This is a genomic window from Vagococcus elongatus, from assembly GCF_003987645.1.
Taxonomy (GTDB): domain Bacteria; phylum Bacillota; class Bacilli; order Lactobacillales; family Vagococcaceae; genus Vagococcus_A; species Vagococcus_A elongatus.
The window spans coordinates 1-15,767 of record NZ_NGKA01000035.1; the positions used below are offsets into that span (position 1 = coordinate 1).

Consider the following 15,767-nt stretch of genomic DNA (forward strand, 5'->3'; position numbering starts at 1 on the left):
TTAGGCGCTTTAACCATAACAGATTGGGGCTCTTTTTGTACACCCAAAGGGTGTTAAAATAAAACAAGATAAACACCGTCACAAAAGTGTTTATCTTGTTTTTTCAAATAAGTATGAATTATCCAGGTTAAATCTTTTTTTATAATTTTTGAATCATTTTCATCGCTTTTTTAATTTTTTCTTCTTGGATTGTCGGGTCTGCCGCAGGGTTTTCAAAGCAATCGCGAATATTTTCAGATGCCATGATGCCCATGATGCTGTCGATGCTTGATCTGACTGCCGATAGCTGTGTCAAAATCGCTTCGCATTCTTGTTCCTCAGACATCATTTTCTGGATGCCCCGCATTTGCCCTTCTGCCCTTTTCAAGCGATTCATGATTTTTTCATCGCATTTCATTTCATCACCGCTTTATTTAATCTCCTGTGGACGTACCACTTGATAAAGTCCGAAAGAACCGTCTAAGTTTGCTGCCTTGAACCCTTTCTGTTTTAAGACTCTTTCGGCAATATAGCTTCGTTGTCCGCTGGCGCAACTGATAATATATTCTTTTTCCGGGTCTAATTCATGCAGACGTTCACGCAAATCATTCAAAGGAATATGCAGCGAACTAGCAAACTCGCCTGAGAGTAATTCAGCCTGATTGCGGACATCCAATAATACCGCTCCTTGAGCCAGCTTGTCTGATACTTCGTGCCACTGGACTAAATCCGTCAAGCCTTCCATAATGTTCAATCCTGCATAGCCTAACATGTTGACAGGGTCTTTCGCTGAACCAAACGGCGGAGCATAGGTAAATTCCAATTCTGGAAGATCTGCTACCGTCAAATCACCTTTAATTGCTGTGGCTAAAATATCGATTCGTTTATCGACACCTTTTTCTCCCACTCCTTGAGCTCCATAAATTTTACCGGTTTCCGGATCGAAAACCAATTTTAACATCACTGATGTGGCTCCGGGATAGTATCCCGCATGGTCTTTCCCGCTGACATGAACAACCTCATAAGGTAAACCTGCTAATTTGACTTGTCTTTCAGACAATCCTGTGGAAGCTGCTGACATTTTAAATACCCGAACGATCGCTGTTCCGATACTACCTTTATTTGTACGCTTCATGCCTGATATAATATCCGCCACTTGCCGCCCTTGCCGGTTGGCAGGAGATGCTAGGGAAATAAGTGCATCTTCGCCGTTTATCTGTTGTTTCACCACTATGGCGTCCCCAACAGCATAGACATCTTTGGCACTAGTCTGATATGCTTCATCCACAAGAATTGCCCCGCGCAGGCCTAAAGCGATATCCGCCTTTTTAGCAAGAGCTGTTTCAGGAACAACCCCTACTGACAAAATAATCATGTCTGTTGCCAACTGTTCCCCATTTTCAAGTACAACGGTTTTCCCATGGTCAAGAAACTCTGTGGCTGATTGATTCAAGATGACTTCTACACCATTTTCACGCAACTCTTTTTCCACATAGGCAGACATTTCCTCATCCAATGGCGGTAACACGTGGGGTGCTTTTTCCACTAAGGTGACTTCAAGCCCTCTTTCTACCAAGTTCTCCACCATTTCCAACCCGATAAAACCGGCACCGATTACTGTGGCTTTTTTCGGCTGATGCTGGTGAATAAATGCCATCACTGCATCTAGGTTTGGAACATTACGCAAGACGAAGACATTCTCTGCTTCATTAATCCCGCCAATTGGAGGCACAAAGGGACTGGCTCCCGGAGATAATATCAGTTTGTCATAACTTTCCCAATATTCTTTCTCTCCAAACTTTATCTTCAATTGTTTTTTATCTGTCTCCAAGTCGACAGCCTCGCTATTGACCCGTACGTCTAAATTAAAGCGTGCCCCTAGACTTTCTGGGGTGTGCAGTAATAGGGCTTCCCGTTCTTCTATCTCACCTGACACATAGTAAGGCAGTCCGCAGTTGGCAAAGGACACGTGAGGCCCTTTGTCCAAGACAATAATTTCTGCATTTTCGTCCAAACGGCGCAATCGCGTAGCTGCTGACATACCTCCTGCCACGCCTCCGACAATAATTACTTTCATCTACTGCAATCCTCCTTTGACAGGTCCGTTCCATGAATTCATGCCGCCTTTAATACTGTAGGCGTCATAGCCTTGACGTTTTAATTCTTTGACTGCTGTTCTGCTGCTCATGCCAGAATAACAGACAACGTAGACAGCATCTTTTTTGGAAAGTTTCATTTTAGTTAATTTATCCATTGTCACATTTTTTGCTCCGGGAATATGACCGTTCACGTAGGCATCTTTTTGCCTGATATCTAAAATCGTTGGTCTTGCCGGTAATTTTTTTATCAGCTCATTACCGCTGACCGAAGGGGTTTTATCGAATAGAAACATAATTTTCTCCTCACTCTTATTGTTAATTTGATAAAACAAATCATATACCCCCCTCGGGTATGCAGTCAATGTTTATGCTTGTTTTTTTAAAATTTCCAATTCTGCTTTTGTCAGCCGTCGGTAATCACCGGGATGAAGCTCTTTATCTAATATTAACCCGCCCATAGATTCTCTGTGGAGGGTCAGTACTTTCTTACCCACAGCCGCAAACATTCTTTTCACCTGATGAAACTTTCCCTCAACAATCGTCAGTGAAACTGTGGTTCGCTTTTGATGGTTGTCTTTTGTTTCAATCACCAGTTCGCTGGGCTGTACCCGTTCATTGCCGTCTATTTCAAACCCCTGACTAAATAATGCTACATCCTCCTCCGTCACTATCCCCTCAACAAGTGCCAAATAACACTTGGGGACTTTTTTCTTAGGAGATAACAGCTCATGAGCAAGGGCCCCGTCATTAGTCAGAAGCAGCAATCCTGTCGTATCTTTATCCAAGCGGCCGACTGGGAATAAATCCGGCCGGACATCTTGTTGGCTGATTAAGTCCAAGACCGTCCGATGCTTTGCATCTTCCGTTGCTGAAATCACGCCTTTTGGTTTATGCAGCATATAATAAACATATTTTTCATAAACAAGGGCATCTCCGTTCAAAAGTACTTGATCTTTTTCTGTGTCTATCAGCTGACCGCTGTTTTTTACGGACACGCCATTAACCAATATCTCTTTTTTCTTCAGCAGTTGTTTTACCTCTTTGCGACTGCCGTAACCTAAGTGGCTCAACATTTTATCTAAACGTACTTTCATAGCTTTTATCCTTTCTAAAAAGAAAGAACACCTATAATCATAGATGTCCTCATCAAACTTATTTTATATTTAGCCGCTTTCGCAACCCCTGCATCTTGTTTCCTAACAGTTTATCTGCCAGACGAACTTTCAAGGACAGATAACCGTAAATAGCCGCACCGACAATCCCAACTACCAGCACTATCACTAATGACTGACCTTTGCTTGCAGGGGAAAGGAACAGGTACAATACTTGCCGGACGATAAATGCACCAAGCAACATAATGAGCGTTAAGATCATCATCAGCAATGTCCGCCGTGCGGTAAAACTGACATTGAAATGGGTCAGGCGATAGATTTCTCTGGCGGTCAAAAACCCGGAAACTAAAAATGCAATGGCCGATGACAACAACGGTCCGTAAACTTCAAACATATAAATCATAGGAACTTGTAAAATTATTTTGACGACAAAACCGACGACAAGAAAATGAATGGCCCGTCTATTGCCGTAAAGTCCTTGAAGTGTGGTGGAAACTAAAATATAGAATCCTAAAACGATGCCCACATAACAAGCTTGCCGCAACAGCGACGCCCCTAAGTTATCATGACTATAAAACAATGTATTCAACGGCTCTGACAATAAAATCATCCCAAACGTGGAAGGAATCATGACAAAAAAGAACAATTGAAAATTATCGCTGACCTGCTTGGCCAATCCCTTATAATTTTTCACAGTAAATGACTCGGTAATCAAAGGCAGACTAGTCACTGCCAATGAAGTGGCAATGGAAATAGTAATCATCGTCAGCTTATCAGGATTGCCGCTGAACAAAGTAAAAAGCTCCTCCGCCTGTGTCTGATTATAATTGGTAAAGGCATGAATCAACGGCTCAAAAGTAAACTGGTCAAAAATTTTCACAATCGTAATCGCTGAACCAATGATGATAAAAGGAATGGCTTCACGAACAATTTCTTTCAGTAATTCATTGGTTGATACTTCCAACTTGCCTACACTTGACGCTTCAAGTGCCGCAAACTTCGGCATCTGTTTTTGATAGAACCACACCAGAAGGCCTAAAGCTGCCAAAGCACCGATGAAGGCCGCAAAAGTAGAGTGAGTGACCGCAGTCACGTAACTTCCTTCTCTCACTTTCATGATGACATAAGCGGCGGTCAGCATATAAAATACTCGAGCAATCTGCTCTACGATTTGCGACACAGCTGAAGGCATCATGTTGTGATTCCCTTGGAAAAACCCTCTAAAGGCACTCATAATCGGAAATATCAGCACTGCCGTACTCAAGGCTCTCATGGTTGGAATCAAATCTTTATTCCCAGCCGCTAAAATCGGAGCGCCAAAAAACATCACTCCTGCACATGCCAAACCGAATATCCCCATCAGCATCAAGGCTCGTTTAAATAACTGTTTACTCACTTTATATTCGTTCAAAGAATTGTAGTGAGAAATTTGTTTTGCAATGGCTCCGGGTATTCCTGCGGTAGAAATCATTAAAAATAAGGCGTAAATATTGTAACCTTTTGTGAAGAGGTTATTGGCTAATTTAGCATTTTCGCCCATCCATAAATACCAAGGAATAATGTACACTGCCCCTAGCAGTCTTGAAGCAAAACTTCCCACAGACATCCAGATGGACCCACGAATCATTTTAGACTTAGATTCCTGGTTAATTTGCTCAAAATCTCTCGTTTGAGTTTCCATGTGTCCTACCCAACTTTCTACTTGCTATCTATACTCTCCCTATTGTAAAGGTTATTTTTTGTGAATGCAATCCTTTGTTAAATTAATCCCTTGACTAAAACAGGATGAAAACAGGTCGATTAAATCTTTGTAAAAAAAACAAAAAAACGATACACTATTACTGGACAATGACCGGCGTATCGAATAAATTGGTACGCTTAGGCCATAAGAAAGTTTATAAAGGGTGGAAACATTATGATAGAAAAAACTATTGATCTTACAGCGCAATTAACAACAATTCCTTCACCGACCGGAAACACTCAGACGATTATTCAGTGGATAAAAAAACAATTAGAAACTCTTGGCTATCACCCCACTGTCAATCGTAAGGGCAGCCTGATACTCACCGTACCGGGAGAACATTCAGAACAAGAACGCTTTATTACTGCTCACGTCGATACCTTAGGAGCGATGGTGCGCAGTATCAAAGAAAACGGACGAATCAAACTGGATTTGGTCGGGGGCTTTCATTACAATTCAATCGAAGGAGAATATTGCACCATCCATACGCAAGATGGGAGCGAATTTACCGGCACGATTCTAATGCATCAAACCAGCGTCCACGTCTACAAGGATGCAGGAAGCGCAGAACGTAATCAAGATAATATGGAACTTCGGCTAGATGAAAAAGTAAAGACTGCCGATGACACCCGCGCCTTGGGAATTAATGTAGGAGATTTCATCAGTTTCGACCCGCGCACTGTGATTACACCTGCTGGATTTATTAAGTCCCGACACTTAGACGACAAGGTCAGCGTGGCTATTTTGTTAAAGTTTTTAGAAAAATTGACCGTCTCAAATAAAAAATTGCCGTATACAACCCATTTCTTTATTTCCAATAATGAAGAAATAGGCTATGGCGGGAATTCCAACATTCCTGAAAAGGTTGTAGAATACCTCGCCGTTGACATGGGAGCTATCGGTGACGATCAGCAAACAGATGAATACAGTGTGTCTGTTTGCGTGAAAGATGCCAGCGGTCCCTATCATTTAGGCTTGCGCCAACATCTGGTCCATCTCTGCCAACAAGGAAAAATTCCATATCAGTTAGATATCTATCCTTACTATGGCAGTGATGCTTCCGCAGCCATGAAGGCGGGCGCAGATGTCAGGCACGGATTAATCGGCGCAGGAATCGATGCCAGCCATGCTTTTGAGCGGACCCATGAAGAATCTATCAACGCCGCAGAAGCGTTAGTCTCCGCTTATCTATACAGTCCCATGTCAGATATTGTATAGCAATCGGAAGGTGCCAGTCTCTCTTTCTTGAGACAAAGCAGCAGACAGTTAACCCAAAATTAAAAGACCAGCGGAAACTAAAGCCGCTGGTCTTTTTACTGTTGAAGAGTTGATGTGATCAAACCATATCACTCTAATATTTTTAAGTCCCTTAAATCATTGAGGCAACTATTAGGCAGCCACTGCCCCTGTTTCCTTATCCAATTCATTTTGATCGTAAATCTTAACGAATGGGTAATAGCAGATAATCGAAACAACGATCAAGACTAAATTCAAAACAGCTGCTCGCCAATCTCCCCCTGTGGCAAGGAACGCACCAATAGGTCCCGGAAGTGTCCACGGAGCGGTGACGGTCACCGGATTAACCATACCAGCTTTTGTCACAAACCACGCAATAATTCCAGTAATCATTGGTGTCCCAACAAATGGAATCATCATAATCGGATTTAAAACAATTGGTACCCCGAAAATAACTGGTTCGTTAATGTTAAAAATAGATGGCATGATGATTGCCTTCCCTAATTTAGAACCATACTCAGATTTGGCAGTGAAAGCCAGAAGAATTGCTAAACCAATCGTACAGCCAGAGCCGCCGATCCAGATAAACCATTGGAAGAAAGGTTCCGCCGCAATGTGAGGTAAAGCTTCTCCTGCTGCTTGGGCTGTTGTGTTGCCCTCTAATAATTGCAGCCAGACCGGACGTGCCAAGGACCCAACGATAGATACACCGTGAATACCAAACACCCAGAAAAAAGTAATCATAAAAATCAGTAGCAAGACACTTGGTAAAGAGTCTGCCGCGCTTACCAACGGCGATACAACTTTTGCAATTGCTGAATGCCAATCGAAGCCAAGGAAATAAGTGATTGAGCCCATACCTAGAATAACAATCAATGTTGGCGTCAGTGATTCAAAAGAACGAGCGACCGCTGGGGGCACTTGTTCTGGCATTGTAATCTTGAATTTTGATTTGTCTGTTATACGATAAATTTCAACTGCCAAGATAGAAGTAATAATACCCACAAACATACCGCCGCCGCCTAAATTCGCCATAGGCAGCACGAAACCGGCTGTCCCAGCTGCTTCTGCAGCCTCTGCCGGAATATTGACCGGAATGAACGTCAACAGAAATGCAATCGTTGCTAAAATTCCACCAGACACTACGTCCAAGTTGTAAGTTTTCGCTAGACTTGCACCAATCCCAAACGTCGCATACAAAGACATGATGTACATCGTCATACGATAAGGTAATAAAATTGTGGCAGCATTAGCTGTCAAGAACTCAGAGATGCCCCAGTCCGCCGGAAGCGGAGGAAAAGCCAAAATCAAGAAGAAAGAACCAATGATAATTAACGGTAATGCTGCAATAATCCCGTCCCGAATCGCTCTTAAGTGTCTTTGATTAGCCAATTTATCCATGGGTCCAGATAATTTAGTCTCAACAAAATTTGTAAATTTTTCTAACATTTTTCCACCCCTAACTAGTAAGTTTCCTTACTAAAATATCAATCCTTTATACAACCAAAAATACGAAAGTACCTCTAAAATGAAAAACGAAAAGCTCAAAATTATCCAAAAACGTTTACAAATGCCGGCATCAGTTTCAATACAACATTGACCATAAGCAATAGCTGCGGAAATAAGTGCTGGAAGAAAAAGCATGACGGCGATACGGGTGTCCCAATGTAATTCATAAAAAAAATAAGGGAAAATAATACCTCCAACTAGTCCTGCCAATAAAATCAACAGAGAACTCTTAACTGAAAACCCTGGAATTGCCCGTTTTTTTCCATTTGTCAACATTTCTTTAGTGTCACCCCCAATTCCTATCATTTTCATGACTTTTACTTGATCCCCATCTAATAAAAGCCTTTGCAGTGCAAGGTCTTCTTGATCAAACTTTTTTAAAGAGACCTTAACTGCATTATATCCTGTTCAAAATTTAATTTCAATATAATTTTAACCTAGAGAAATAATATTTCATAAAAGAGTACATATTTCTTAAAACCAAATATTAAATTGAAATTTTATTTCATAAGTGGTAAAATCAGTATAAGAAAAAAGGAAGGCTGTCTTATAAAAAAATGATTGGCTGTATCTCTCAGTACATCGAAACTTTAATCCCTTGCTGATATTATACCGGCAAAACAGTCTCCCTTTATTGTCCATAACTACTATTGAGCTATACGCTGTGCAGAAGGAGCAGTTTCTGATGCCCCCCCTTCAAAAAAAACATACAAAGGATGAGAACATGTTAGAAAATCTGACGACAGAAAAGAGAAATGAGGACACTACTGGTTTAGACAAGCTGACAATACTTGAAACAGTAGAGAAAATGAATCAAGAAGACATGAAAGCCGTTAAAGCTATCAGCAAACAAGCTGAAGCCATTACTGCTCTGATCGAACAAGTGGTTTACAGTTTGAAAAACGGCGGAAGATTATTTTATTTTGGTGCAGGTACTAGCGGACGCTTAGGTATTCTTGATGCTGCAGAGTGTGTCCCTACGTTTAACACAGACCCGGAGCTTGTCCAAGGCATTATCGCTGGAGGAGAATCTGCCATGACGGTTGCCGTAGAAGGAGCGGAAGATTCAACCACACTGGCTGCCGAAGATTTCAAAGAACGAGAACTGACAGCTAAAGATATCGTGATTGGTATCAGCGCCAGCGGAAGAACCCCTTATGTCATTGGCGGATTAAAGTACGCAACTGAGATTGGAGCAACAACTGCTGCTATCTCTTGCAATGAAGAAGCGGAAATCAGTAAATTTGCTTCCTATCCGATAGAAGTATCTGCCGGACCGGAGATTTTAACTGGCTCCACTCGTTTAAAAGCTGGAACTATGCAAAAATTGATTTTGAATATGATTTCTACAATTAGCATGGTGCATTTAGGTAAAGTTTACGAAAATCTGATGATTGATGTGAAACCGACGAATGAAAAACTGATTGAGCGGGCAAAAAACATTATCATGGAAGCGACAGGTGTTTCAAAAGAGGATGCAACTTTTTATTTTGAAGATTCTGATCAACAAGTGAAGCTAGCAATTACTCGAATCTTGACCGGCACTTCAAAGGAAGAAGCACAAACTCTGCTTGATAAAAATGATGGATTTATCAGAAAAGCTATCGAAATGGCTAAATAAAGGATGGAGAGCATGAAATATGTCATTGGTGTAGACTGCGGCGGAACAAAGACAGAAGCTTCCGCCTATACGATTACAGATGGAGAATTACTGGAAACCACCACTACAGGTTTCGGAAATTTGGTCGTTGATTATTCAAAAGCTGTGGCTAATATCAGACAGGCCGTAGACATCTTGCTGCAAACATTAGGTGCTGGAGATTGTCAAATGATTGTGATGGGGATCGCCGGTATCGACAGCGGAGGGTTCAAGCAAAAGATGGCTGAAGAGTTTTCTTATTTGCCGGTGAATCCTGTGTTTCTGAATGATGCTCAACTAGCCTTATATGCCATCTTGAAAGGTCAGGACGGTGTGGTCGTCACAGCAGGTACTGGTTCGATTATGTTAGGACTTGTTGACAACCATTGGTACCGGGCGGGCGGTTGGGGCCATATACTCGGCGATGAAGGCAGCGGGTTTGATATTGCTAAAAAAGCAATTCAGCATGTCTTGCATGAGTATGATTCTGGAGAGGAAACAAGTGCGTTCTCCAAAGAAATATTGACTTTTTTTGACGCTGACGATGTGTTTTCTCTCGCCAAAAAAGTGTACCAAGTAGATAAGGGAGAGATTGCCTCTGCCGCACAACAAATCGGAACACTGGCAACGGATTATTCTCAGGCACAAATTATCTTGGAAACAGCTGGGGAAACTTTGGCAAAAAAAACACTGCAATTGATCAACAAAGCTCCTCTCGCCGGCAAACCTATCAGTATTGGTTTAAACGGAAGTGTTATTCAAAAAAATGAGAGGGTACTCGAGGCATTCACTCGTTACTTGGACAACTGTCAGCTCCCCTATGACTTGCATAAAAAAGAAGCTTCCAGCGCTAAAGGAGCTTACTACATCTATAAAGGAGAACAAAAGCTATGAGAAAATTTGGTATTTCCGTTTATCCTAACCACAGTTCTGTCGAGGATATTAAAGAATACATGGATTTAGCCGCAAAATATGGTTTTTCTAGAGTCTTTACCTGCCTTTTGTCCGTTGATAAGGAAGACAAAAAACAAATTGTGGCAGATTTTTCTGAGACAATTGCCCATGCCACAGCATTAGGTATGGAAGTTATCGCAGACATCAGTCCTAAAGTGTTTGACGAGTTGGGAATCAGCTACGATGATTTGTCATTTTTCAAAGAAATCGGAGCAGACGGCATTCGGCTGGACATGGGATTCACCGGCAACGAAGAGTCTATCATGACATTTAATCCTCAAGAGCTGGCTATTGAACTGAACATCAGCTCTGGCACGCGTTATCTGGAAAACATCCTAAGCTACCAGGCAAATGCAGCCAAATTACAAGGATGTCATAACTTTTACCCTCACCGGTACACTGGGTTGAGTTATGAACATTTCATCGAAACTACTACTGTCTATAAAAAACACGGAATTTCAACTGCAGCCTTTGTTAATTCTCCTAGCGCCACCATTGGACCTTGGCCTGTGAAAGAAGGTCTGTGTACGTTGGAAATGCACAGAGAATGGCCGATTACCACACAAGCCAAGCATCTCTGGGCTACAGATTTGATCGATGATGTCATCATTGCCAATGCTTTCGCATCGGAAGAAGAATTGAAAGCATTAAGTAACATCGATCCGTATAAAATCACTTTGGACTGCGTATTACGTGACGATATACCAGAAATAGAACGTAAAATCGTGTTGGAAGAATTCCATTTCAACCGGGGAGATATTTCTGATTACGTTATCCGCTCGACTCAAAGTCGGGTAAAATATAAAGGGCATGAATTTAAAACCTTTAATACTGAAGAGATGCACACAGGGGATATCTTGATTGAATCTTCATTATATGCCCACTATGCTGGAGAATTGCAGATTGCTTTGCTCCCAATGGAAAATTCCGGCAAAACAAATGTGGTAGGACACATTACCGAAGCTGATCAAGTACTGTTACCTTATATCAAGCCTTGGCAAAAGTTTGCCTTTCACGAAGTAAGGGAGTAAAATAAATGAGTCAAACCATAAGTTATGCGGCTGGCATCATGTCAGGGACTTCTCTGGACGGTATTGATGTAGCAATCGTTAAGATTGACACTTCCGCTCCGGAAGACCCAGTCTATGAATTCGCCGCTTTTGAAAGCTATCCTTTCGAGGATGAAACTAAAAAACGAATCATGACCGCCCTTTCTATCGACAACTCGGACGTGGCATTGATTTGCAGTTTGAATTTTGAGCTGGGAAAATTATTTGGGAACGCTGTTGTGGCGGCTTGCAAGAAAAACAATCTTGCTTCTGAAGCACTGCGTTTTGTAGCGTCTCACGGTCAAACTATTTACCATCATCCGCAAAAAGAGGGCTTGCTGGAACCGTCCACATTACAAATCGGCGAATCAAGCGTGATTGCAGAAATTGTAAAAACAGATGTCGTATCAGATTTCAGATATCGGGACATGGCGGTGGGTGGGCAAGGTGCCCCCATCGTCCCCTACTCAGAATATATTTTATATCGAAGCAACTATGTGCAGCGGATTTTACAAAATATCGGCGGCATCTCCAATGCAACCATTATTCCTAAAGAGGGAATGCTAAAAAATGTGCTGGCCTTTGACACAGGTCCCGGCAATATGATTATTGATGAACTATGTCAGCATTTTTACCAAAAACCTTATGACTCAAACGGTTCTTTTGCAAAACAAGGCAGCATCCATCAGGGACTTTTGTCGGAGTTTATGAGCCATCCGTTTATCGCCAAACAAGCCCCTAAAACAACAGGCAGAGAAGAATTTGGCAAAGACTATGTCCACGATTTGCTGGCTAAATACCAAATGCCTGCAAACGACTGGATAAAAACAGCCACGTTGTTCACTGCCAAAGCGATTGCAGAAGGTGTACGGCCTTACGTTGATAAAACGGGCAGCGAACTGATTATCGGCGGCGGCGGAAGCTATAATTCTGAACTGGTCAAAATGATCACGGCTGAATTACCTGAAGCCCAAGTGATGATACAGGAAGACATCGGTTTTTCTTCAGAAGCTAAAGAAGCTGTGGCCATGGTGATTTTAGGCCATCGAACTATGGAGCGTTTGCCAAGCAATGTCCCAAGTGCCACAGGAGCAGCAAAAGAAGTGATTTTAGGAAAAATAACCTACTATTAATAACAGAAAGCAGGGAGCAAATGAAAAGTAAGCATGTCCATTACCGTGTGAAAAGTATTTACGATGACTTAACACGTTCCGAACGTAAAATCGCCCAGCTTGTTTTAAATGAGCCGGAAAAAGTAATCAAAATGACCGCAAGCGAATTGGCCAAAGCTTCTGACACTAGCCCTGCTTCTGTGATTCGTTTTTGTAAATCCATTGGCATCCCTAGTTTTCCTGACTTGAAGTTGCAACTGTCAGCTGAAAAAGATGCCCCCGTCGTTCAGCAATATACAGACATTTCACCGGACGAGTCGCCTGAAGACATCAAGAACAAACTGTTGGGAAATGCTTATCAGGCGATGAAAGAAACCATTCAACTGGTAGATGACGAGACCTTGACTTCGGCTATACAGCTGATTTCAGCTGCCCCTTTCATCTACGTTTACGGTATCGGCTCTTCTTACTTAGTGGCTGAAAATATTGCACAAAAGTTCAATCGAATAGGAAAAGTCTGCATCTGCCAGCCGGATGTCCACTTGCTGATTGCCAGCTTAACCTCCGCACCAGAGAGGACACTTTTTATAGGGGTATCAAACTCCGGCGAAACTAGTGAAGTCTTAGCATTGAATGACCTTGCCAAAAGCAGACACTTGCACACCATCTCCATTACACAGTTTGGTGCCAACTCTCTCAGCAAACAGGCTGACCTGTCTCTGCAAACGGTCAAATCAAAAGAAGCTGAACTGAGAAGTGCTGCTACAAGTTCACTCACTGCCCAATTTATTTTGACTGACCTGTTGTTTCATACCTACGTATTGAAAAATTATGACGAAAACATGGCCAGCATTCGGACATCCCGTGAATCTGTTGACCAGTACAAACAGCAAACGACTAAAAAAAACAGCAAGTTCAGACAAAAATACAAAACAAATAAAAACAAGGCGTAAAAATCATAGAATGATTTTTACGCCTTTATTTTAAAATTTTATCTTCATTTAAGCTTGATTATCTAATCACCATAACATTACAAGGCGCATGGGTTACCACATAGGATGTCGTAGACCCTACCAATGCTCGTTGGATAGCTCCCTTTCCAGTCGCACCGACTATAATCAAATCGATTTCGCGCTCTTCTGGTATAATGTGTGCGAGATATTCTTTCGGGTTGCCAATTTCTACTATCGGAACCGTATCATCTATCCCCTGCCGACTAGCATCATCAATTTTCTTTAATAAATTAATTTCAAGTTTTTTCTTTTCTTCAATCAACAGTTTTGAAAAAGCATACGCACTCGTCGTGAGTTCAACATCATTGACAATCGCTGCAATAAAAAGTTTAGCACCATTCCTCTTGGCTACGGAAATTGCTTCTTGAAACGCTTTTTCCGACTTTTCCGACCCGTCCACCGCAACTAAAATCCGTTGATAATTATCAACCATTGTAAACGCCTCCTTCCACTCTAAGTATAGCACCGATAAATAAAAAAAACATTTCTCAACCCATTCTTCGGCAAAATTATAGAAAACAAGTTTGAGAATCAGCAGTTTATAGTCCTTCATAGTCAAAAAAACTAGCCGTCCAAACTCAAAACTCTATAATCAAGCTTTTCTCGTCCAATTCTCTCTTAGCCTTTGCCAGAAGACTGACTATTCGTTATAATGTTTAGAAAAGAAAGATAATCATAATTTTTAAAAAAACAAGACCACATTCCAAATAAAAGGAGAGCGTCAAATGAAAAAAATCCGTTACGGCATCTTGAGTGCCGCTCAAATCGTCCCCCGTTTTGTGCAAGGCGTCCAGCAAAGTCAACAAGGAGAAGTTACGGCGATTGCTTCACGAACAACAGGGAAAGCACAAACCATGGCTAAGGAGCTAAACATCTCCAAGGTCTTTGACAGTTATGAAGGCCTTTGCCAGTCTTCTGATGTGGATATTGTCTACATTCCCGTCTACAATAGAGGACATTTCGAGGCGGCCAAACTAGCACTGTCCCATCGAAAACACGTCCTGCTCGAAAAGCCTTTTACACTGAAGACTTCTGAAGCCAAAGAATTATTCCGTTTAGCTCAAAATAATCAGGTTTTTCTGATGGAAGCCCAAAAATCAGTTTTTCTGCCATTGACGCAAAAAGTAAAAAAAGCCCTTCAGGCGGACGCTATCGGGAAAATAAAATGGCTGCAATCCATTACAACTTACCCCAGTGTGGACCATATCAAATGGTTTTATTCACTGGCAGCAGGTGGAGGAGTGCTGCACGGCGCTGGTAGTTACCCCCTTCAATACATACAGTATCTTTTAGATTTGCCTGTCCAGAACTATCAAGGTCTGGCAGTAGCCAATCCGGGGGAAACAGATTCTCAGTGCACCCTGTCTTTACAATTTGATCGGGGAATATTAGGAAACATCTTCCTAGGAGTCAACTTGGAGATTCCAAGCAGACTGACAATTCACGGCACTAAAGGGAAAATCGATATCCCGACTTTCTGGCGCGGCAAAGAGGCCCTTATTACTTACACTGATGGCACCCGAGAAAAAATTTCAGCAGACTTTGACAGTGAATTTGTTTTTGAAGTCGATCATGTCAACGACTGTCTTAACAAAGGCAGACTGACTAGTCCTATCATGACCGAAAAGCTGACCGTAGACACCGTCGCTTTAGTTGAAAACCTCTACTCCCAATGGCTACCCGAAAATTAATAAACAAAGAGTCAAAGAGGCCGGCTATATAAAGACAACTAAAAACTATTCAATATAAAAGAACTCCTGAATAAGTTATGTTTGTTAATTTTCTACACAGTAAATAGACCGGCCCTATAATTTATTGGACTGACGAATCAGAAAATGATTTGTCTGTCCTTTTTTCATTGGCTATTAAAAGACTGCCAACCGCTATTCGAGAACCCTTTTATTTTTTGAATGGATCCAGATATTCTCGTTTACTGATACTGTCTCGAAGCTATCATCCGCTTCTTGTTCTCGAATATATTTTTGAATTCTTTCATTTCGCACAATCTCCTTCGTTGTATAATTTTTGGTGCAGATGAAGAAATTCATTCATACCTATTTTGTTATAAAAAAATAGAAACATATGAATTTTCCAGTTAGAATAAAATTGCCATCACCCATTCAGAAAGGAAAATTCATATGTCTCATCATCATCGTATCCGAACCTCATTAAATTTAGAAGATGAAAATATCACTTCTGAAAAAGAATTTTGTCAGGAGGTTGATATAAAGGGGCTTACCAGCCTGCTTTATTTTGCCACTCTTAGCTATACGCCCACTCATTGTCCCAACTGTGGGGGCATTAATGAAGTTTTTCTATCGTTA

16 protein-coding genes are annotated in these 15,767 nt (G+C 41.6%); 8 read left to right on the top strand and 8 right to left on the bottom strand.

The features are described from left to right. Nucleotides 1–139: 139 nt before the first annotated feature. Genes CBF29_RS13145 through CBF29_RS13165 form a run of 5 tightly spaced genes read right to left on the bottom strand, consistent with a single transcriptional unit; the run spans nucleotide 140 to nucleotide 4,871 of the window. On the bottom strand, nucleotides 140–397 hold the full coding sequence (locus CBF29_RS13145; protein WP_126810164.1) for a metal-sensitive transcriptional regulator: 258 nt from the start codon (nucleotides 395–397) through the stop codon (nucleotides 140–142). 12 nt (nucleotides 398–409) lie between these two features. Continuing rightward, nucleotides 410–2,056 (bottom strand): FAD-dependent oxidoreductase, encoded by a 1,647-nt coding sequence (locus tag CBF29_RS13150; protein ID WP_126810165.1) that lies wholly within the window; start codon nucleotides 2,054–2,056, stop codon nucleotides 410–412. Continuing rightward, a complete protein-coding gene (locus CBF29_RS13155; RefSeq protein ID WP_245987398.1) occupies nucleotides 2,057–2,410 on the bottom strand; it encodes a rhodanese-like domain-containing protein in 354 nt (117 codons plus the stop codon). A gap of 33 nt (nucleotides 2,411–2,443) precedes the next feature. Further along, on the bottom strand, nucleotides 2,444–3,172 hold the full coding sequence (locus tag CBF29_RS13160; RefSeq protein WP_126810166.1) for a pseudouridine synthase: 729 nt from the start codon (nucleotides 3,170–3,172) through the stop codon (nucleotides 2,444–2,446). 58 nt (nucleotides 3,173–3,230) lie between these two features. Next, entirely contained in the window at nucleotides 3,231–4,871 is a 1,641-nt protein-coding gene (locus CBF29_RS13165; protein ID WP_126810167.1) for a putative polysaccharide biosynthesis protein, read from the bottom strand. A gap of 234 nt (nucleotides 4,872–5,105) precedes the next feature. Between CBF29_RS13165 and CBF29_RS13170 the strand changes: the two genes are divergently transcribed. Continuing rightward, nucleotides 5,106–6,149 carry a M42 family metallopeptidase gene (locus CBF29_RS13170; protein WP_126810168.1) on the top strand — a complete coding sequence of 348 codons (1,044 nt, stop codon included), beginning with the start codon at nucleotides 5,106–5,108 and terminating at the stop codon, nucleotides 6,147–6,149. Nucleotides 6,150–6,320: 171 nt separating this feature from the next. Here the strand turns inward: CBF29_RS13170 and CBF29_RS13175 are convergent, their stop codons facing one another. Together CBF29_RS13175 and CBF29_RS13180 are read right to left on the bottom strand one after the other, a co-directional pair. After that, the gene (locus CBF29_RS13175) at nucleotides 6,321–7,616 is read right to left on the bottom strand and encodes a PTS sugar transporter subunit IIC (RefSeq protein ID WP_126810169.1); all 1,296 of its coding nucleotides are present in this window, start codon (nucleotides 7,614–7,616) and stop codon (nucleotides 6,321–6,323) included. Between the two features lie 30 nt (nucleotides 7,617–7,646). Next, a complete protein-coding gene (locus tag CBF29_RS13180) occupies nucleotides 7,647–7,982 on the bottom strand; it encodes a hypothetical protein (protein WP_148112414.1) in 336 nt (111 codons plus the stop codon). A gap of 418 nt (nucleotides 7,983–8,400) precedes the next feature. Between CBF29_RS13180 and murQ the strand changes: the two genes are divergently transcribed. Genes murQ through CBF29_RS13205 form a run of 5 tightly spaced genes read left to right on the top strand, consistent with a single transcriptional unit; the run spans nucleotide 8,401 to nucleotide 13,383 of the window. After that, on the top strand, nucleotides 8,401–9,297 hold the full coding sequence (gene murQ, locus CBF29_RS13185) for an N-acetylmuramic acid 6-phosphate etherase (protein ID WP_126810171.1): 897 nt from the start codon (nucleotides 8,401–8,403) through the stop codon (nucleotides 9,295–9,297). A gap of 12 nt (nucleotides 9,298–9,309) precedes the next feature. Continuing rightward, nucleotides 9,310–10,209 (top strand): N-acetylglucosamine kinase, encoded by a 900-nt coding sequence (locus CBF29_RS13190; RefSeq protein ID WP_170170083.1) that lies wholly within the window; start codon nucleotides 9,310–9,312, stop codon nucleotides 10,207–10,209. After that, nucleotides 10,206–11,300, top strand: coding sequence for a DUF871 domain-containing protein (locus tag CBF29_RS13195; protein ID WP_126810173.1), 1,095 nt, complete (start codon nucleotides 10,206–10,208; stop codon nucleotides 11,298–11,300). Before CBF29_RS13190 ends, CBF29_RS13195 begins: the two co-directional genes overlap by 4 nt. A gap of 5 nt (nucleotides 11,301–11,305) precedes the next feature. After that, nucleotides 11,306–12,451, top strand: a complete 1,146-nt coding sequence (gene anmK, locus CBF29_RS13200) for an anhydro-N-acetylmuramic acid kinase AnmK (protein ID WP_245987400.1) — start codon at nucleotides 11,306–11,308, stop codon at nucleotides 12,449–12,451. 20 nt (nucleotides 12,452–12,471) lie between these two features. Beyond that, nucleotides 12,472–13,383, top strand: coding sequence for a MurR/RpiR family transcriptional regulator (locus CBF29_RS13205; RefSeq protein WP_126810174.1), 912 nt, complete (start codon nucleotides 12,472–12,474; stop codon nucleotides 13,381–13,383). 58 nt (nucleotides 13,384–13,441) lie between these two features. Here CBF29_RS13205 and CBF29_RS13210 read toward each other — a convergent pair whose 3' ends face one another. Next, on the bottom strand, nucleotides 13,442–13,876 hold the full coding sequence (locus CBF29_RS13210) for a universal stress protein (protein WP_126810175.1): 435 nt from the start codon (nucleotides 13,874–13,876) through the stop codon (nucleotides 13,442–13,444). Between the two features lie 292 nt (nucleotides 13,877–14,168). Between CBF29_RS13210 and CBF29_RS13215 the strand changes: the two genes are divergently transcribed. After that, entirely contained in the window at nucleotides 14,169–15,134 is a 966-nt protein-coding gene (locus tag CBF29_RS13215) for a Gfo/Idh/MocA family protein (protein ID WP_126810176.1), read from the top strand. Between the two features lie 447 nt (nucleotides 15,135–15,581). Next, a partial coding sequence (locus tag CBF29_RS13910; protein WP_211334308.1) for a hypothetical protein occupies nucleotides 15,582–15,767 on the top strand: 186 nt, incomplete at its 3' end.